Source organism: Allobosea sp. NPDC055353 (assembly GCF_053644975.1).
The window spans coordinates 1,428,080-1,441,288 of record NZ_JBSHMC010000001.1 but is presented as its reverse complement, the minus strand read 5'-3'; the positions used below and the strand labels follow the sequence as shown (position 1 = coordinate 1,441,288).

The 13,209-nt window shown below is 67.1% G+C and carries 13 protein-coding genes; 4 read left to right on the top strand and 9 right to left on the bottom strand.

Annotated features, from left to right (window positions below):
• Positions 1-111 precede the first annotated feature (111 nt).
• A complete protein-coding gene (locus ACWIEX_RS06675) occupies positions 112-1,839 on the bottom strand; it encodes a methyl-accepting chemotaxis protein (protein ID WP_454032308.1) in 1,728 nt (575 codons plus the stop codon).
• Positions 1,840-2,074: 235 nt separating this feature from the next.
• Here ACWIEX_RS06675 and ACWIEX_RS06670 point away from each other — a divergent pair, with 235 nt between their 5' ends.
• Both ACWIEX_RS06670 and ACWIEX_RS06665 read left to right on the top strand, forming a co-directional pair.
• Entirely contained in the window at positions 2,075-2,977 is a 903-nt protein-coding gene (locus ACWIEX_RS06670; protein ID WP_454032307.1) for a DMT family transporter, read from the top strand.
• On the top strand, positions 2,974-4,158 hold the full coding sequence (locus tag ACWIEX_RS06665) for a multidrug effflux MFS transporter (protein ID WP_454032306.1): 1,185 nt from the start codon (positions 2,974-2,976) through the stop codon (positions 4,156-4,158). The genes ACWIEX_RS06670 and ACWIEX_RS06665 overlap by 4 nt, the downstream gene beginning before the upstream one ends.
• 201 nt (positions 4,159-4,359) lie before the next feature.
• Here ACWIEX_RS06665 and ACWIEX_RS06660 read toward each other — a convergent pair whose 3' ends face one another.
• Complete coding sequence (locus ACWIEX_RS06660; RefSeq protein ID WP_454032305.1) at positions 4,360-5,226, bottom strand: NAD(P)-dependent oxidoreductase; 867 nt, start codon at positions 5,224-5,226, stop codon at positions 4,360-4,362.
• Between the two features lie 133 nt (positions 5,227-5,359).
• On the opposite strand from ACWIEX_RS06660, the gene map reads away from it, so the two are divergent.
• Positions 5,360-6,112, top strand: a complete 753-nt coding sequence (gene map / locus ACWIEX_RS06655) for a type I methionyl aminopeptidase (protein WP_454032304.1) — start codon at positions 5,360-5,362, stop codon at positions 6,110-6,112.
• Between the two features lie 7 nt (positions 6,113-6,119).
• Here the strand turns inward: map and ACWIEX_RS06650 are convergent, their stop codons facing one another.
• The 4 genes from ACWIEX_RS06650 to ACWIEX_RS06635 all read right to left on the bottom strand — a co-directional run bounded on the left by ACWIEX_RS06650 (position 6,120) and on the right by ACWIEX_RS06635 (position 9,794).
• Positions 6,120-6,836, bottom strand: coding sequence for an ABC transporter permease (locus ACWIEX_RS06650; protein ID WP_454032303.1), 717 nt, complete (start codon positions 6,834-6,836; stop codon positions 6,120-6,122).
• The gene (locus tag ACWIEX_RS06645) at positions 6,833-7,543 is read right to left on the bottom strand and encodes an ABC transporter permease (RefSeq protein WP_454032302.1); all 711 of its coding nucleotides are present in this window, start codon (positions 7,541-7,543) and stop codon (positions 6,833-6,835) included. Before ACWIEX_RS06645 ends, ACWIEX_RS06650 begins: the two co-directional genes overlap by 4 nt.
• A gap of 75 nt (positions 7,544-7,618) precedes the next feature.
• Positions 7,619-8,392: a transporter substrate-binding domain-containing protein gene (locus tag ACWIEX_RS06640; protein WP_454032301.1), complete on the bottom strand. Its 774-nt coding sequence runs from the start codon at positions 8,390-8,392 to the stop codon at positions 7,619-7,621.
• A 199-nt stretch (positions 8,393-8,591) separates the two neighbouring features.
• On the bottom strand, positions 8,592-9,794 hold the full coding sequence (locus ACWIEX_RS06635) for an MFS transporter (RefSeq protein WP_454032300.1): 1,203 nt from the start codon (positions 9,792-9,794) through the stop codon (positions 8,592-8,594).
• A gap of 179 nt (positions 9,795-9,973) precedes the next feature.
• Here ACWIEX_RS06635 and ACWIEX_RS06630 point away from each other — a divergent pair, with 179 nt between their 5' ends.
• Positions 9,974-10,648 carry a spermidine synthase family protein gene (locus ACWIEX_RS06630; RefSeq protein WP_454032299.1) on the top strand — a complete coding sequence of 225 codons (675 nt, stop codon included), beginning with the start codon at positions 9,974-9,976 and terminating at the stop codon, positions 10,646-10,648.
• Between the two features lie 16 nt (positions 10,649-10,664).
• Here ACWIEX_RS06630 and ACWIEX_RS06625 read toward each other — a convergent pair whose 3' ends face one another.
• Genes ACWIEX_RS06625 through ACWIEX_RS06615 form a run of 3 tightly spaced genes read right to left on the bottom strand, consistent with a single transcriptional unit; the run spans position 10,665 to position 13,025 of the window.
• A complete protein-coding gene (locus tag ACWIEX_RS06625; protein WP_454032298.1) occupies positions 10,665-11,444 on the bottom strand; it encodes a hypothetical protein in 780 nt (259 codons plus the stop codon).
• Positions 11,441-12,493, bottom strand: a complete 1,053-nt coding sequence (gene speB, locus ACWIEX_RS06620) for an agmatinase (protein WP_454032297.1) — start codon at positions 12,491-12,493, stop codon at positions 11,441-11,443. The genes ACWIEX_RS06625 and speB overlap by 4 nt, the downstream gene beginning before the upstream one ends.
• Before the next feature lie 19 nt (positions 12,494-12,512).
• Positions 12,513-13,025, bottom strand: a complete 513-nt coding sequence (locus ACWIEX_RS06615) for a GNAT family N-acetyltransferase (RefSeq protein ID WP_454032296.1) — start codon at positions 13,023-13,025, stop codon at positions 12,513-12,515.
• Positions 13,026-13,209 lie beyond the last annotated feature (184 nt).

Here is a 13,209-nt window from a genome sequence, read left to right as displayed (position 1 = left end):
GGCGCCTTTTCCGGAGAACGGTTCCGCATCTGCGCAGCGGTACTGCGCGCCGCAGCGCGTGCGGAATGACAGGCGGAGCCGGGTCAGGCCCTCAAGCGCGAAGATGCCTCGTCAAAGCCGATAAGCCATCCGCACACCACCCCAGTGCCGGCCGCGGACGCGCAGCGGGGCGTTGATCTCGCTCAACAGTTCGGCGCGGCCGTCCTCATGCTCGTACCGACTGAGCTGAACGAGGAAGGGGCGGACCGAGCGCCCGGCGCTCAAGCCCGCGCGGCTGTCGACGATCCGGCGATTGCGGGCATACGCGGCGTTCCAGGCGGGATCGCCGGGGCGCGGCGACTGAGACCAGGCGGCATGATGTACCGGGACATAGCCGTTGCGATCGCTCGGCAGAGCAAAAACCAGACGTTTGTCCGAGCCGAGCGCACCGGCGAGCAGGGGCGGCAGGACCGTTTCGAGTACCGGCAGGCTCGGGCTCAGATATTGCCGCGGCTCGACTTCGGGGACCGGCACATAGCGGAGATCGAACAGGTCGCTCTCGGAGAGCAAGCCGCGGTCGATGGCGTCTTCCATCGCCGCCGCGGTCTCGCGTGCGAAATCCTGGGCGCGCTCGATCAGCGGACGCCAGGAGCGCTCGATCTCCTCGATCATGCCCGCCAGTTCGCCGCAGCCGGCAGCGGCATCGCCCGCGAAGGCAAGGTGCAGGCCGAGTTCGCTGGTGCCGGTCATGCGGCAAGGTAGCGGGGGCAAGCCCTCGATCGTGACCACGCCGGCGCCACCGATCGGCAACCGCGTTTGATGCGCGCCGGCCAGCAAGGCCCCGCCCCGGCCGAGATCGACCAGCCGGCCGGACAGATCGGCACTGCCGAGCGCAAGATGCGCGCTGCGGGCCGTGGGAAAGCGATCGAAGCGGCGCCGGTCCGCGAAGGCCGAATGGCGCAGCACGGGCTTGAAGCGCCTGAGCATGTTGCCGACCAGGCGACTGCCCTTCTGCGTGGCCCGGCGGGCGCGCTCGTTCTCGGCCACCGTCTCATGCGCGACCCGGTCGATCTCGTCGGCCCGCCGCGCAACGCCCTCGACGAAGAGCGCCGTTTCCCGCGCGTTGCGGGAAAGTTCCGCGGTCGAATTCACCTGCTCCTGGGAAGCCCGTCCGATCGTCGCCATGATCGGATTGACGCCCCGGACGATCTCCAAGGTGTCGTTGACGATACCGGTCGAGCCCTGCGCGGCACGGGTCAGCCGGTCGACACGCTCGCGGATATGGCCAACAGCGTCGCTGACCTCCACGGCGAGGGTCTTGACCTCGTGGGCGACGACCCCGAACCCCCGCCCTGCTTCGCCGGCGCGGGCGGCCTCGATCGCCGCGTTGAGCGCAAGGAGATTGGTCTGGCGCGCGATCTCGGCGATCGAATCGACGATCCCCTTGATCTCTCCAGTCGCGGCGGCCAGGCCATCCAGCATCACCGCAGCCTCGCCGGCCCGCGACAAGGCGGCATCAAGCCTGTCGCGAACGCTGCCCACCGCTCCGTCGACCTGCTCGGCCGCCTGCGAAACCTGATGGGTCGCGGCAGCAAGAGCGGAGGCGTTCTCGCTGGCGGCGCCGACGGCGCTGCGCATGCTGCCGGCATTCTCGAGGATGGCACGCGAGCCGCTTTCGGACTCGGTCGAACGCTGCTCGACCTCGCCCAATTCCTTCGTCAGCCGCTCCATCGCGAACAGGATGTCGCGCTCGATATCATCGACGGCATCGTGGGCGGACACGTCATAAGGCTGGATCGCACCGGCCTGCCGAGGCGCGACGTCCTCCACAGGCAAGGCCGCCGCGGCTACGCCCTCCACCGGAGTTCCGGCGCCTAACCAGCGTCGAATCCTGCCCTGCATCCCCTACCCAGTCTCACCATAGGTCAAGCTCGGGTCCGGTTATGGTCCCGGCTGGTTAACAAAGGCTTCCACGTTGCCGCGCGCCGCCCCTGCCGGAGACGCATTGGACCCGCATCGCCGGCCCCTGTATGGCTGGATTACCGCGCATACGGACATGCTGCCGGCCTGAAGCCTCCCGAACAGGATCCATCCCTTGGCCAGTGCAGCCGAAAACCGTCGCGGCATCATCTTCATGCTCGTCGCGATGTCGCTTTTCGTCGTCAACGACGTGTTCATGAAGCTCGCTCGCGAGATCTATCCGGCCGGACAGGCGATCGCACTCAGGACCGGTTTCGCGGTCGTGGTCGGCCTCGCGCTCGTTTTCGCGGCGCGGGAAAGCGACCGGCTGCACCTTGCGTTCCGTCCGCGCGTGCTGCAGCGGGGCATTCTCGAGGCCTTCAGCGCGCTGACCTTCGGCTGGTCGCTGGGCCTGATGCCGCTCGCCAACCTCACCGCGATCAACATGGCCTCACCGCTGCTCATCGTTGCGCTGGCGGTGCTGCTGCGGATCGAGAGCGTCGGCTGGCGGCGCGCGATGGCGCTGACCGTCGGCTTCATCGGCGTGCTGTTCGTGGTGCGCCCGGGTGCCGAATCCTTCAATGCCGCCGCCATCGTCGCCGTGATCAGCGCCTGTCTCGTCGCCGGCCGGGACCTGACGACCCGCACCATCGGTGCCGAAGTTCCCTCGACGGTGGTGTCGCTGACCACGACGATTCTCGTCGGCCTCGTCGCCGTCGCCTATGGCCTCACCGAAGCGTGGCTGCCGGTCTGGCGGCTGGAAACCGTCTATATCGCTCTCGCCGCCGTTCTGGTGACGATCGGCACCTTCTTCATCATCAGCGCCTTTCGGCGCACCGATGTCGGCGTGATCTCGCAATACCGCTACGCCATCATCGTCTTCGCGACCGTGCTCGGCTACGTCGTCTGGGGCGACGTGCCGGATCTCTACGCCGCCATCGGCGTCGCGCTCATCGTCGGCAGCGGCCTCTACACCATGCATCGCCAGCGTGTGCGGCCGGATTCCAACCTCAAGCTGACCCGAAAGCCGGCGGCGTGACGGCGGCGGTCAAGCCGACACTCGCGATCCTCGTCGCGATCTCGGCGCTGCAGCCGATCGCGCTCAACCTGCTCGCCCCGGCCACGCCGGCGCTCGCCCGGCATTTCACCACGAACTACGCCACCATCCAGCTCACGCTGACGCTGTTCCTGGTCGCCGTCGCCGTGACGCAGCTCATCATCGGGCCGCTGTCGGACCGCTTCGGGCGCCGCCCCTGCGTCAATGCCGGCGTGGCCTTGTTCGTGCTGGGTTCGGTGCTGGGCGCGTTCGCTCCCTCGACCCACGCCCTGCTGATCGCGCGGGTGCTGGAAGGGGCCGGCGGCGGTGCCGTCTTCGCCCTGTCGCGCGCCATCATCCGCGACACCGCCGACCGCGACCATGCCGCAAGCCAGATCGCCACCGTCACCATGGTCATGGTGGTGGCGCCGATGCTCGCGCCCTGGCTGGGCGGGCAGATCGAGACCGTTTTCGGCTGGCGCGCGATCTTCTGGTTCATGACGCTGTTCGGCGTCGCCGTGCTTGCCTTCACCCTCGCGCGCCTGCCGGAGACCGCGCCCAATCTCGGCCGGCAGAGTTCGCTGCTCGGGGTTTTCCGCGTCTTTCCGGAACTGGTGCGCAACCGCGACTTCATGCTGAACGTCGTGGCGGGATCGTCGGCTTCCTCCGCCTTCTTCGTCTTCATCGCGGCGACGCCCTATATCGTCGTCGAAACGATGGGCCGCGGCTCGGACGTCTACGGCACGTATTTCATCCTCAACGCGCTCGGCTACATGCTCGGCAATTTCGCGATGTCGCGACTGGCCGTGCGTGTCGGCACGCAGACGATGGTGCGGCGCGGCCTCGTGATCTCGTTCATCGGGACCGCGGCGGCGCTTATCCTGTCGTTGTCGCCCTGGTGGTCGCCGCTCGCGCTGTTCCTGCCGCTGGCCGTGAATGCGATGGGCAACGGCATGACGATCCCCGGCGCGACGGCAGAGGCACTCTCGGCCCGGCCGGAACTGGCGGGCTCGGCTGCCGGGCTATTGGGCGCGGTCCAGCTCGGCTTCAGCGCGGCGCTGACCGTGCTGATCAGCTGGCTCGTGACGATCTGGCCACAATCGATGAACCTGCTGATCTGGCTTCTGACGGCAACGGGCCTCGCCGCCGTCAGCTTCGTGCGGAAACGGCCTCAGGCCGTGTGAACGACCGCCCAACGAAGCCGCTGCACTCCGTTGTCATTCCGGGGCTTCGCGGAGCGAAGAACCCGGAACCCACGACCGGGTGAGCCGCTGACAACGGGCACGAGATGTTTCACCTAGTTGTGGGTTCCGGGTTCGCGCCTGCGGCGCGCCCCGGAATGACAAGGGTGGTTCTGCCCGAAGCGAAGGTGGCCCGGCGCAGTCTCAGCCTTCCAGGCGGGCGATCAGGCTCGACGTATCCCAGCGCTTGCCGCCCATCTTCTGGACCTCGGCATAGAACTGGTCGACCAGCGCGGTGACCGGTAGTTGCGCACCGTTGCGGCGGGCCTCATCGAGGACGATGCCGAGATCCTTGCGCATCCAGTCGACGGCGAAGCCGAAATCGAACTTGTTCTGGTTCATCGTCTTGCCGCGGTTCTCCATCTGCCAGGAGCCGGCGGCGCCCTTGGAGATCACCTCCAGCATGGCCTCGACGTCGAGACCGGCGCGCTTGGCAAAATGGACGCCTTCCGACAGGCCCTGCACCAGTCCGGCGATGCAGATCTGGTTGACCATCTTGGTGAGCTGACCGGAGCCGGCCGGGCCCATCAGCTTGCACATGCGCGCGAAGCTCGCGATCACCGGCTCGACCCGGGCATAGGTCTCGGGTTCGCCGCCGCACATCACGGTCAGCACGCCGTTCTCGGCGCCAGCCTGCCCACCGGAGACCGGCGCATCGACGAAGCCGAAACCGCCCTGCTTCGCAGCCTCGTAGAGTTCGCGGGCGACATTGGCGGAGGCCGTGGTGTGGTCGACGAAGATTGCGCCCTTCTCCATGCCGGCGAAGGCGCCGTTCTCTCCGGTCGTCACCGCGCGCAGGTCGTCGTCATTGCCGACACAGCAGAAGACGATCTCCTGGCCCTTCGCGGCATCGGCCGGGGTCGGCGCCGAGAGGCCGCCATGGCGGGAGACCCATTCCTGCGCCTTCGTCGGGTTGCGGTTGTAGACGGTGACCTCATGACCCTTGGCCTTGAGATGGCCGGCCATGGGGAACCCCATCACGCCGAGACCGATGAATGCGACTTTGGCCATGCCGAGCTCCCGCTTTTCTCCGAAGATGTCCACGCTTTAGCCTGCGCACGCCGGACGGGAAAGGCGATTGCACGCCATCCGCCCATGCGGCTTTTCCCTTGCAGCCGGAGGACCAGCGGCTTAGCTCCGGCCCATGACGATATCGAACGACGACGAATTGCAGGCGCTGAAAGAGATCGGCGGCATCGTGGCCCGCGCGCTCGCCGCCATGGGCAAGGCGATCGAACCCGGCATGACCACGGCCGAGCTCGACGCGATCGGCCGCGACTATCTCGAACGCCATGGCGCGCGCCCTGCCCCGGAGCTCGCCTATGAGTTCCCCGGCGCGACCTGCATCAGCGTCAACGAGGAGGTCGCCCACGGCATTCCCGGCGAGCGGCGCATCCTCGCCGGCGATCTCGTCAATATCGACGTCTCCGCCGAAAAGAACGGCTTCTTCGGCGACACCGGCGCGTCCTTCGCGGTGCCGCCAGTCCGGCCGAAGCTGGAGCGCTTGTGCCGCGACGGCCGCCGCGCGCTCTGGGCCGGGATCGGGCAGGTCGGCGCCGGCAAGCCGCTCGCCGGCATCGGCCAGGCGGTCGGGCGCTTCGCCGAGAAGAACGGCTATACGCTGGTGCGCAATCTCGCGAGCCATGGCGTCGGCCGCTCGCTGCACGAAGAGCCGACGGAGATCGCGACCTGGCCCGACCGTAAAGAGCGCCGGACCATGACGAACGGGCTCGTCTTCACCGTCGAGCCGTTCCTGTCGCTGGGCGCTGACTGGGCCGAGCATGGCGACGGCGATCGCTGGACGCTCTACAGCGATCCATCCGCTCCCACCGTCCAGTACGAGCATACCGTCGTCGCGACGCCTCGCGGCGCGGTGGTGCTGACCCTGCCGGGTTGAGGCCGGGTCAGCGCAATACCATGTGCCGGCTCAGCCGGATCTCCAGCCTGTCCCAGACGCGGCGGATGATCTCGACCAGCACCAGATAGATCAGCGCGGCGTAGAGATAGATCGAAAGATCGAAGGAGCGGGCGAAGGCCAGCCGCGTCGCGCCCATCAGGTCGAACAGCGTCACCAGCGAGACGATCGCGCTCGACTTGATCATCACGATCAACTCGTTGCCGAGCGGGCGCAATGCCAGGATCATCGCCTGTGGCAGTACGACGAGGCGGAGCGTCGCCCAGCGATGCAGGCCGAGCGAAAGCGACCCCTCGAATTGCCCGCGCGGGACCGACTGGATGGCGCCGCGCAGGATTTCGGCCTGGTAGGCGGCGGTGTTGATGGTGAAGGTGAAGGCCGCGCAGTAGAACGGCTCACGGAAGAACCACCACAGGCCGATCTCCTGCCAGAACTCACGGAACTGGCCGAGCCCGTAATAGACCAGGAAGAGCTGGCAGAGCAGCGGCGTGCCGCGCAGGAAGGTGTTGTAGCCGCTGACCGCCATCCGCGCCCAGCGCGGGCCATAGAGCCGGGTGATGGCGAGGCCGAGCGCCAGAAAGAAGCCGATGGCGACCGAGATCGCCACGAGTTCGAAGGTGACCCAGAGACCGCTCGCCATGCGGCAGCCGTAGTTCTGCAGGACTTCGCTGCCGACCAGATAACCGGGATATTCGCACCAGTTCATCGCGTCGCTCCGCCGAAGGCGGCCTGGCCGCGATTGGTGCGCTGTTCGAGCTTCTCGATGCCCCAGGCGGAAACCAGCGAGAAGAAGAAATAGAGCAGCATCGCCGTACCGAAGAACAGGAACGGCTCCTTGGTCACGACATTGGCCCGCGTCGCGATGAACATGATGTCCTGCAGCGTGATCACCGAGATGAGCGAAGTCTCCTTCAGCAGCACCATCCAGTTGTTGCCGAGACCGGGCAGCGCCACGCGGATCAGTTGCGGGAAGACGACGAGCCGGAAAGCCTGCGCCTTCGACAGGCCGAGCGCCGAAGCCGCCTCGCGCTGGCCCTTCTGGATCGAGTTCAGCGCGCCGACCCAGACCTCGCTGGAGAACGCCGCAAGCACCAGGCCGAGCGCGACCATGCCGGCGACGAAGGGCGGGATCGAGAAGCCGGTCCAGATTCGCTGCATCAGCACCTGGATGCCGAAATAGATGATGTAGAGCGTGAGAAGCTCCGGCACGCCGCGGAAGACGGTGGTGTAGATCGTCGCCAGCGTCCGCAGGATCACATAGTCGGAGCGCTTCCACAGCGCGATGACGAGGCCGAGCGCCAGGCCGAACGGCAGGGTCGCAAGAGCGACCGAGATGGTGTTGGCAGCGCCTTGCAGCAGGGCCAGGCCCCAACCGCCGGCCCCGAAGCCAAGCAGAGCGAATTTGTCGAACATGGGAGGGCCGGCGCGCGAGGAACTGAAGCCCGCCGGCCCGATGCGGCCGGCGGGTGATCGTCGTCGGATGTCAGATCAGTCGTACTTGAACCACTTGTCCTCGAGCTTCTTGTGCGAACCGTCGGCCATGGTCTCGGCGATGGCCTTGCTGATCATGTCCTTCAGCGCCGTGTCGGACTTGCGGACCGCACCGGCGACGCCGGGGCCGTGAATGGCGTCGTCGCGCTTCACCTCGGCGATCTTCTTGCAGCAATCCTTGCCCTTGCCCTTGAGGAAATCGGCAAGAGCGAGGGCGTCGGCGACGATGTAGTCGAGACGGCCGTTGAGCAGATCGAGATTGGCCTCTTCCTGGGTCGGATAGAGGCGCGCGGTCGAATCCTTGTAGAATTTCTCGACATAGTTGGCGTGGATCGTCGAGCCCTGCGCACCGATCGACTTGCCCTTGAGGGCGGCCGGCGAGATGTCGTCCGACTTGGTCGTCTTCGGGCCGATCATCCAGATCGGGGTCTTGCTGTAGACCGAGGTGAAATCGACCTGCTTCTTGCGCTCGTCGGTCGCGTTCATGCCGGCGAAGATGACATCATACTTGTTGGCCTGCAGCGCCGGGATGATGCCGTCCCAATCCTGCACGACCCAGGTGCATTTCACCTTCATCTTCTCGCAGAGCAGGTTGCCGTAGTCGATCTCGAAGCCCTCAAGCTCCTTCTTGGCATTCAGGTTGTTGTAGGGCGGATAGGCACCCTCCGTGCCGATCCGGATCTCCTTCCACTCCTTGGCCTGGGCGAGCGCCCCTGTCGCGCCGACGACCGTCAACGCCGCCGCCGCGATAAAACGAACGAAACTCTTCATGGGACCTCCGCAGATTCAGCCGGCCGGTCTTGCTGTTGTCCCGGTCCGGTTCTGTGGCGACAGATTGGGCGCAGTTTCATTCCACTCGCAAGAGGGAGCGATACAGCTTTTCGCAGCTTGCGCGTCCCAATCCGCGCCTGGAGCCGGGATGCGACCAAAGAAGCAGGGCTATAGGCGGGGCGGAGACCCGCCGCCCTACTCAGCGGCGAGCGTCGAGAACCGCGACGATCCAGATCGCGAGCCCGCCCAGCGCCAGCGCCGCACCGACCCAGCCGGTCGAGGTCCAGCCATAGCCAGCGGCGATCGCCATGCCGCCGAGCCAGGGGCCGAGCGCATTGGCGGTGTTGAAGGCGCTGTGGTTGAGCGCGGCAGCCAGCGTCTGCGCGTCGTCGGCGACATCCATCAACCGGGTCTGCAGCATGGCACCGAGCCCGCCGCCGCTGCCGATCATGAAGATGACCAGCGACACCGCCCAGATATTGCCGGCAGCGAAGGGAAAGGCCGCCAGCCAGAAGGCGCTCCAGAGCAGCATGCCTGCGGTTGCGGGAACGAGCGCCCTGTCAGCCGCCCAGCCGGCGACGAGCGTGCCCGCCGTCAGCCCCAGACCGAAGATCGCGAGCACGACTGGGACGAAGGCCGGCGAGACTTCGGTCACCACCATCAGGGTCGAGGCGAGATAAGCGTAGACGGCGAAGAGGCCGCCGAAGCCGATGGCGCCGGTCGCGAGCGTCAGCCAGACCTGCCGGCGCTTCAGCGCACCGAGCTCCCGCAATGGGCTCGCGCCAGGCTGCACTGCATCGCGCGGCGCAAACAGCGCGATCAGGAGGGCCGTCAGCAAGGCGAGCCCGGAGACGATGGCAAAGCCCGAGCGCCAGCCCAGAATCTGCCCCATCCAGCTTGCGACGGGAACGCCGATGATCGTCGCGACCGTCAGACCGAGCATGACGCGCGCCACCGACTGCGCCCGCCGGTTCGGCGCCGAGAGAGAGGCTGCGACCAGCGCCGCGACCCCGAAATAAGCGCCATGCGGCAGCCCGCTCAGGAAACGGAAGACCAGCATCCAGTGATAGTTCGGGGCGAGCGCGCTCAGCCCGTTGCCGAGCGCGAACAGGCCCATCAGCCCGATCAGCAGCGTCCGGCGCGGGATCCGCGCCGCCAGCACCGCGATCAGCGGCGCGCCGACGACGACGCCGAGCGCATAGACGCTGATGACGTGGCCGGCCGTCGGCTCATCGACGCCAAGCCCAGCCGAGAAGTAAGGCAACAGGCTCATTGCCGCGAATTCGGTGGTGCCGATGGCAAAGCCGCCCATGGCCAGCGCGAGCAGCACCAGCCCCACCGGGACGGGCGTACGGGCGGATACCGGCGCATCCAGGCTGCGATCGTTCGCGGCGAGTGTCATGACGAGCTTTCACGGAGAAGCAGGCGCAATGCTGCGCCGCAACATGAGATAGCCATGCGTCATCGGCCAATCAACGTCATGCGTGACGATATTTCATGCAATCAGCGCATATCGTTTTGGCTTCCAGGCGTTCGAGCCGAATGCGCTATAAGGCAGCTTCCCAGACAGGCGAGAGCGACGTGATACCCTGGACCACCCTCGATACCGCAGCGCTGCCGGACGGCAGCGGCGACCTCCGGCTGAAGCAGCGCGGCAGCGAATTCTCGATCATGCTCGGCAGCAACGAGCTGATGAACAGCCGCCTCAGCGGCTCGGAGGAGGCGCTGGCGACCCTGGTCTGCGACCGGCTGGCGGGGCGGCAGCGACCCAGCATCCTGATCGGCGGCCTGGGGATGGGCTTCACTTTGCGGGCCGCGCTCGCCAAGCTGCCTGACGACGCGCAGGTGGAGGTGGCCGAGCTGATCCCCGCCGTCGTCGCCTGGGCGCGGGGGCCGATGGCCGCAGTCTTCGCCGGCTGCCTCGACGATGCCCGCGTGCAGATGCGTGTCACCGACGTCGCCGCGGCCATCGCGGCCGGCAAGGGGCGCCACGACGCCATCCTGCTCGATGTCGACAATGGTCCGGAGGGGCTGACCGTGGCCGGCAACGACCAGCTCTACGGGGCGGCGGGGCTGCAGGCCGCCAAGGCCGCGCTGCGGCCCGGCGGCATTCTGGCGGTCTGGTCCTCGGGGCCGGACCATGGCTTCACCCGGCGGCTGCGCCAGGCCGGCTTCGCCACCGAAGAGGTGGCGGCACGCGCCCGCCGCACCGGCGGCGGGGCACGTCACGTGATCTGGCTGGCAACCCGGCCCTGAAAGGGCCGGGCCTGTCTCAATTGACCAGGCAGAAGCCTTCGCAGGGAGCGGCGGCCACGACAGAGGCAAATTCCGCAACCGCCTTCTGCGCTTCCGGTTTCAGGGACGGGCTCACCGCCTGGAGCGCGCCGACGAGGGCGTTGCGGTCCGGCGGTGCGAGCGCGGCGGCGATGCCCCCGGCATTCTCCGCGAAAGCCTGCGCGATCAGCAGGCGATTTGCATCGCTCAGCCCGGTGCCGCGCAGCGCCAGCGCCGCGCCGACGACGATCTCCTGCAGGCCGAGCCGCATCTGCCGCAAGCCCTGCGCGCGCGCCTCGGTCTTGTCTTCCTCCTTCAGCTTGAACGAGAAATCGTTGATCGCCGACAAGGTGCCGCCTGCCGCCTTGAGCAGGAAGACGCGCGAACGAGTCATCTCATCCTGGAACTCGACCGCGTTCGCGGCCAGGTCCGGTTCCTTTCGGCCCTGCCCCGGCACGAACAGCGCATAGACCTGAAGGACGCGGGTCTGCTTCTGCACAATATCGTGCAGCGCCGGGAGATCGGCGGCGCCATAGGGTGCCTTGCCGAGAATCGCCGGCACATTCCAGACATCGGCCAGGACCTTGCCATCGACCGGATCGGACAGGCGAGGCAGAGTTCCCTTGCCATCGTAGAGCCTGAGCAGCGATTCGACGGAAGCGAGGGCCGCATCGAGATAGGCCTGCCCGTTTGCAGGCACCTCGGCACGCGCAGCCGGGGCCAGCAGGCACAGCCCGCTCAGCGCGGCGATCCGCGCGATCGATCGAATCCGAATCATGGTCTTCCTTTTCCCGAAGCGCGCGCCTCAGCCAACAGGCAGAGCTCGGTGAAGAGCACCTGGGCCGCACATTGCGCCGTATTGCTGGTCGCGTCGTATTGCGGCGCCACCTCTACGACATCCGCAGCGACGATGTCGCGCCCCTTCAGCGCCCGCAGGATCGCGAGGGCCTCGCGCGGGCTCAAGCCGCCGACTTCCGGGGTCCCGGTGCCGGGCGCGAAGCCGGGATCGAGCGAATCGACGTCGAAGGAAACATAGGTCGGCCCGTCGCCGATCACCGCCAGTGCCTTGGCGATCACCGCCTCGAGGCCGAGATCGTCGACCTCGTTGGCGTGGATCACGGTCATGCCGGACTCGTAGGAGAACTCCCAGAGATATTCGGCACCGCCCCGGATGCCGATCTGGATCACGCGCTCGGGGTCGAGCACGCCGTCGAGCACCGCCTGGCGGAACGGCCCGCCATGATGGAACTTCGAGCCCTCATACGGCCCGGAGGTGTCGCAATGGGCGTCGATATGGACCATGCCGACCGGACGCTTCGCGCCGACCGCCTTCAGGATCGAATAGGTGATCGAGTGGTCGCCGCCGACGGCGAGCGGCGAAACGCCGGCCTCGACGATCGTCCTGAAGGTCGCCTCGATATCCTCGTGGCAGCTCTCCAGCGAATAGCGCGAGCGGAAGGGCACGTCGCCGATATCGGCCGCCTTGAGCATGGTGAAGGGCGCGGTCCCCAGCGCATGGTCCATCGGACCCATGCGCTCGATCGCGCGGACGGCGCGCGGGCCGAGGCGCGCGCCGGCGCGGTTGGTGACGCCGAGATCCATGGGCACGCCGATGATCGCGACATCGAGGCCGCCGAGGCCGGGCGCGGCGAGGGCGTCAGGGCGATAGGGCGCGCCCAGGAAGGTCGCGACATCCGCGAAGGGCCATTTGCGCCGGTCGCCGGTGAACTGACCTGCAGCCACCTTGGCGAAATGCGGGTCGCGGATGTCGCCGCCGCCGCTGCCGGAATAGCGTTCCCGCAGCTTCGCGAGCCTGTCCTGATCCATATTTCCCCGCTCCGCTTCGTCAGCCGGGAATGCGTTCGAGCATCACCACCGGCCCGTTCTGGTAATCGACCTGTCCGAAGCTCTTGTAGCCGAGCTTGTGCGCCACACGGAAGGAGGCAAGATTCTCGGGCGCGATGATGCAGACGCTGCGCCGCTCGCCATGCGCAACTGCGAACCAGCGATGCGCGGCCGTCGCCGCCTCCCCCGCATAGCCCTTGCCCTGCGCCTCGCCGGCCAGAATCCATCCGGCCTCCGGCGCATTGTCGAAATCCGGGGAGAGCCCCCTGCAGCCGTCGAACAGTCCGACCTCGCCGACCAGGGCGCCGCTGCTTTTCTCGACCACCGCGAACATGCCGTAGCCGCGCAAGGTCCAGTGGCCGACGATGCGGGTCAGCCGATGCCAGGCCTCCTCGCGATTGAGCACCCGGCCGCCGAGAAAACGGATGACGGCGAGGTCGCTGCGCATCGCATGGATCGCGTCGAGATCTCCGATTTCGGGACGGCGCAGGCGCAGGTTTTCAGTCTCGATCATGCCCGCTTTAACCACTGCCGCAGAAGCCCGCCAAGATGGGGATGGAACCTAGCCGAAAGTCGCAGGAATCGGCGATGAAATCCCTCGCACTTCGAAAATCCATTCGCTACAACCCGATTCCGAACGCCGGGCGGCAGAACCTGTTTCGAAACGCCCGCATCCGCCAAACATCCGAGGAGAATGT

Bases quoted from the DNA above. Each gene is read 5' to 3' on its own strand.
- ACWIEX_RS06660 (WP_454032305.1), bottom strand. From the start codon at position 5,226: ATGGCCAAAGTCGCATTCATCGGTCTCGGCGTGATGGGGTTCCCCATG.
- map (WP_454032304.1), top strand. From the start codon at position 5,360: ATGACGATATCGAACGACGACGAATTGCAGGCGCTGAAAGAGATCGGC.
- ACWIEX_RS06650 (WP_454032303.1), bottom strand. From the start codon at position 6,836: ATGAACTGGTGCGAATATCCCGGTTATCTGGTCGGCAGCGAAGTCCTG.
- ACWIEX_RS06645 (WP_454032302.1), bottom strand. From the start codon at position 7,543: ATGTTCGACAAATTCGCTCTGCTTGGCTTCGGGGCCGGCGGTTGGGGC.
- ACWIEX_RS06640 (WP_454032301.1), bottom strand. From the start codon at position 8,392: ATGAAGAGTTTCGTTCGTTTTATCGCGGCGGCGGCGTTGACGGTCGTC.
- ACWIEX_RS06635 (WP_454032300.1), bottom strand. From the start codon at position 9,794: ATGACACTCGCCGCGAACGATCGCAGCCTGGATGCGCCGGTATCCGCC.
- ACWIEX_RS06625 (WP_454032298.1), bottom strand. From the start codon at position 11,444: ATGATTCGGATTCGATCGATCGCGCGGATCGCCGCGCTGAGCGGGCTG.
- speB (WP_454032297.1), bottom strand. From the start codon at position 12,493: ATGGATCAGGACAGGCTCGCGAAGCTGCGGGAACGCTATTCCGGCAGC.
- ACWIEX_RS06615 (WP_454032296.1), bottom strand. From the start codon at position 13,025: ATGATCGAGACTGAAAACCTGCGCCTGCGCCGTCCCGAAATCGGAGAT.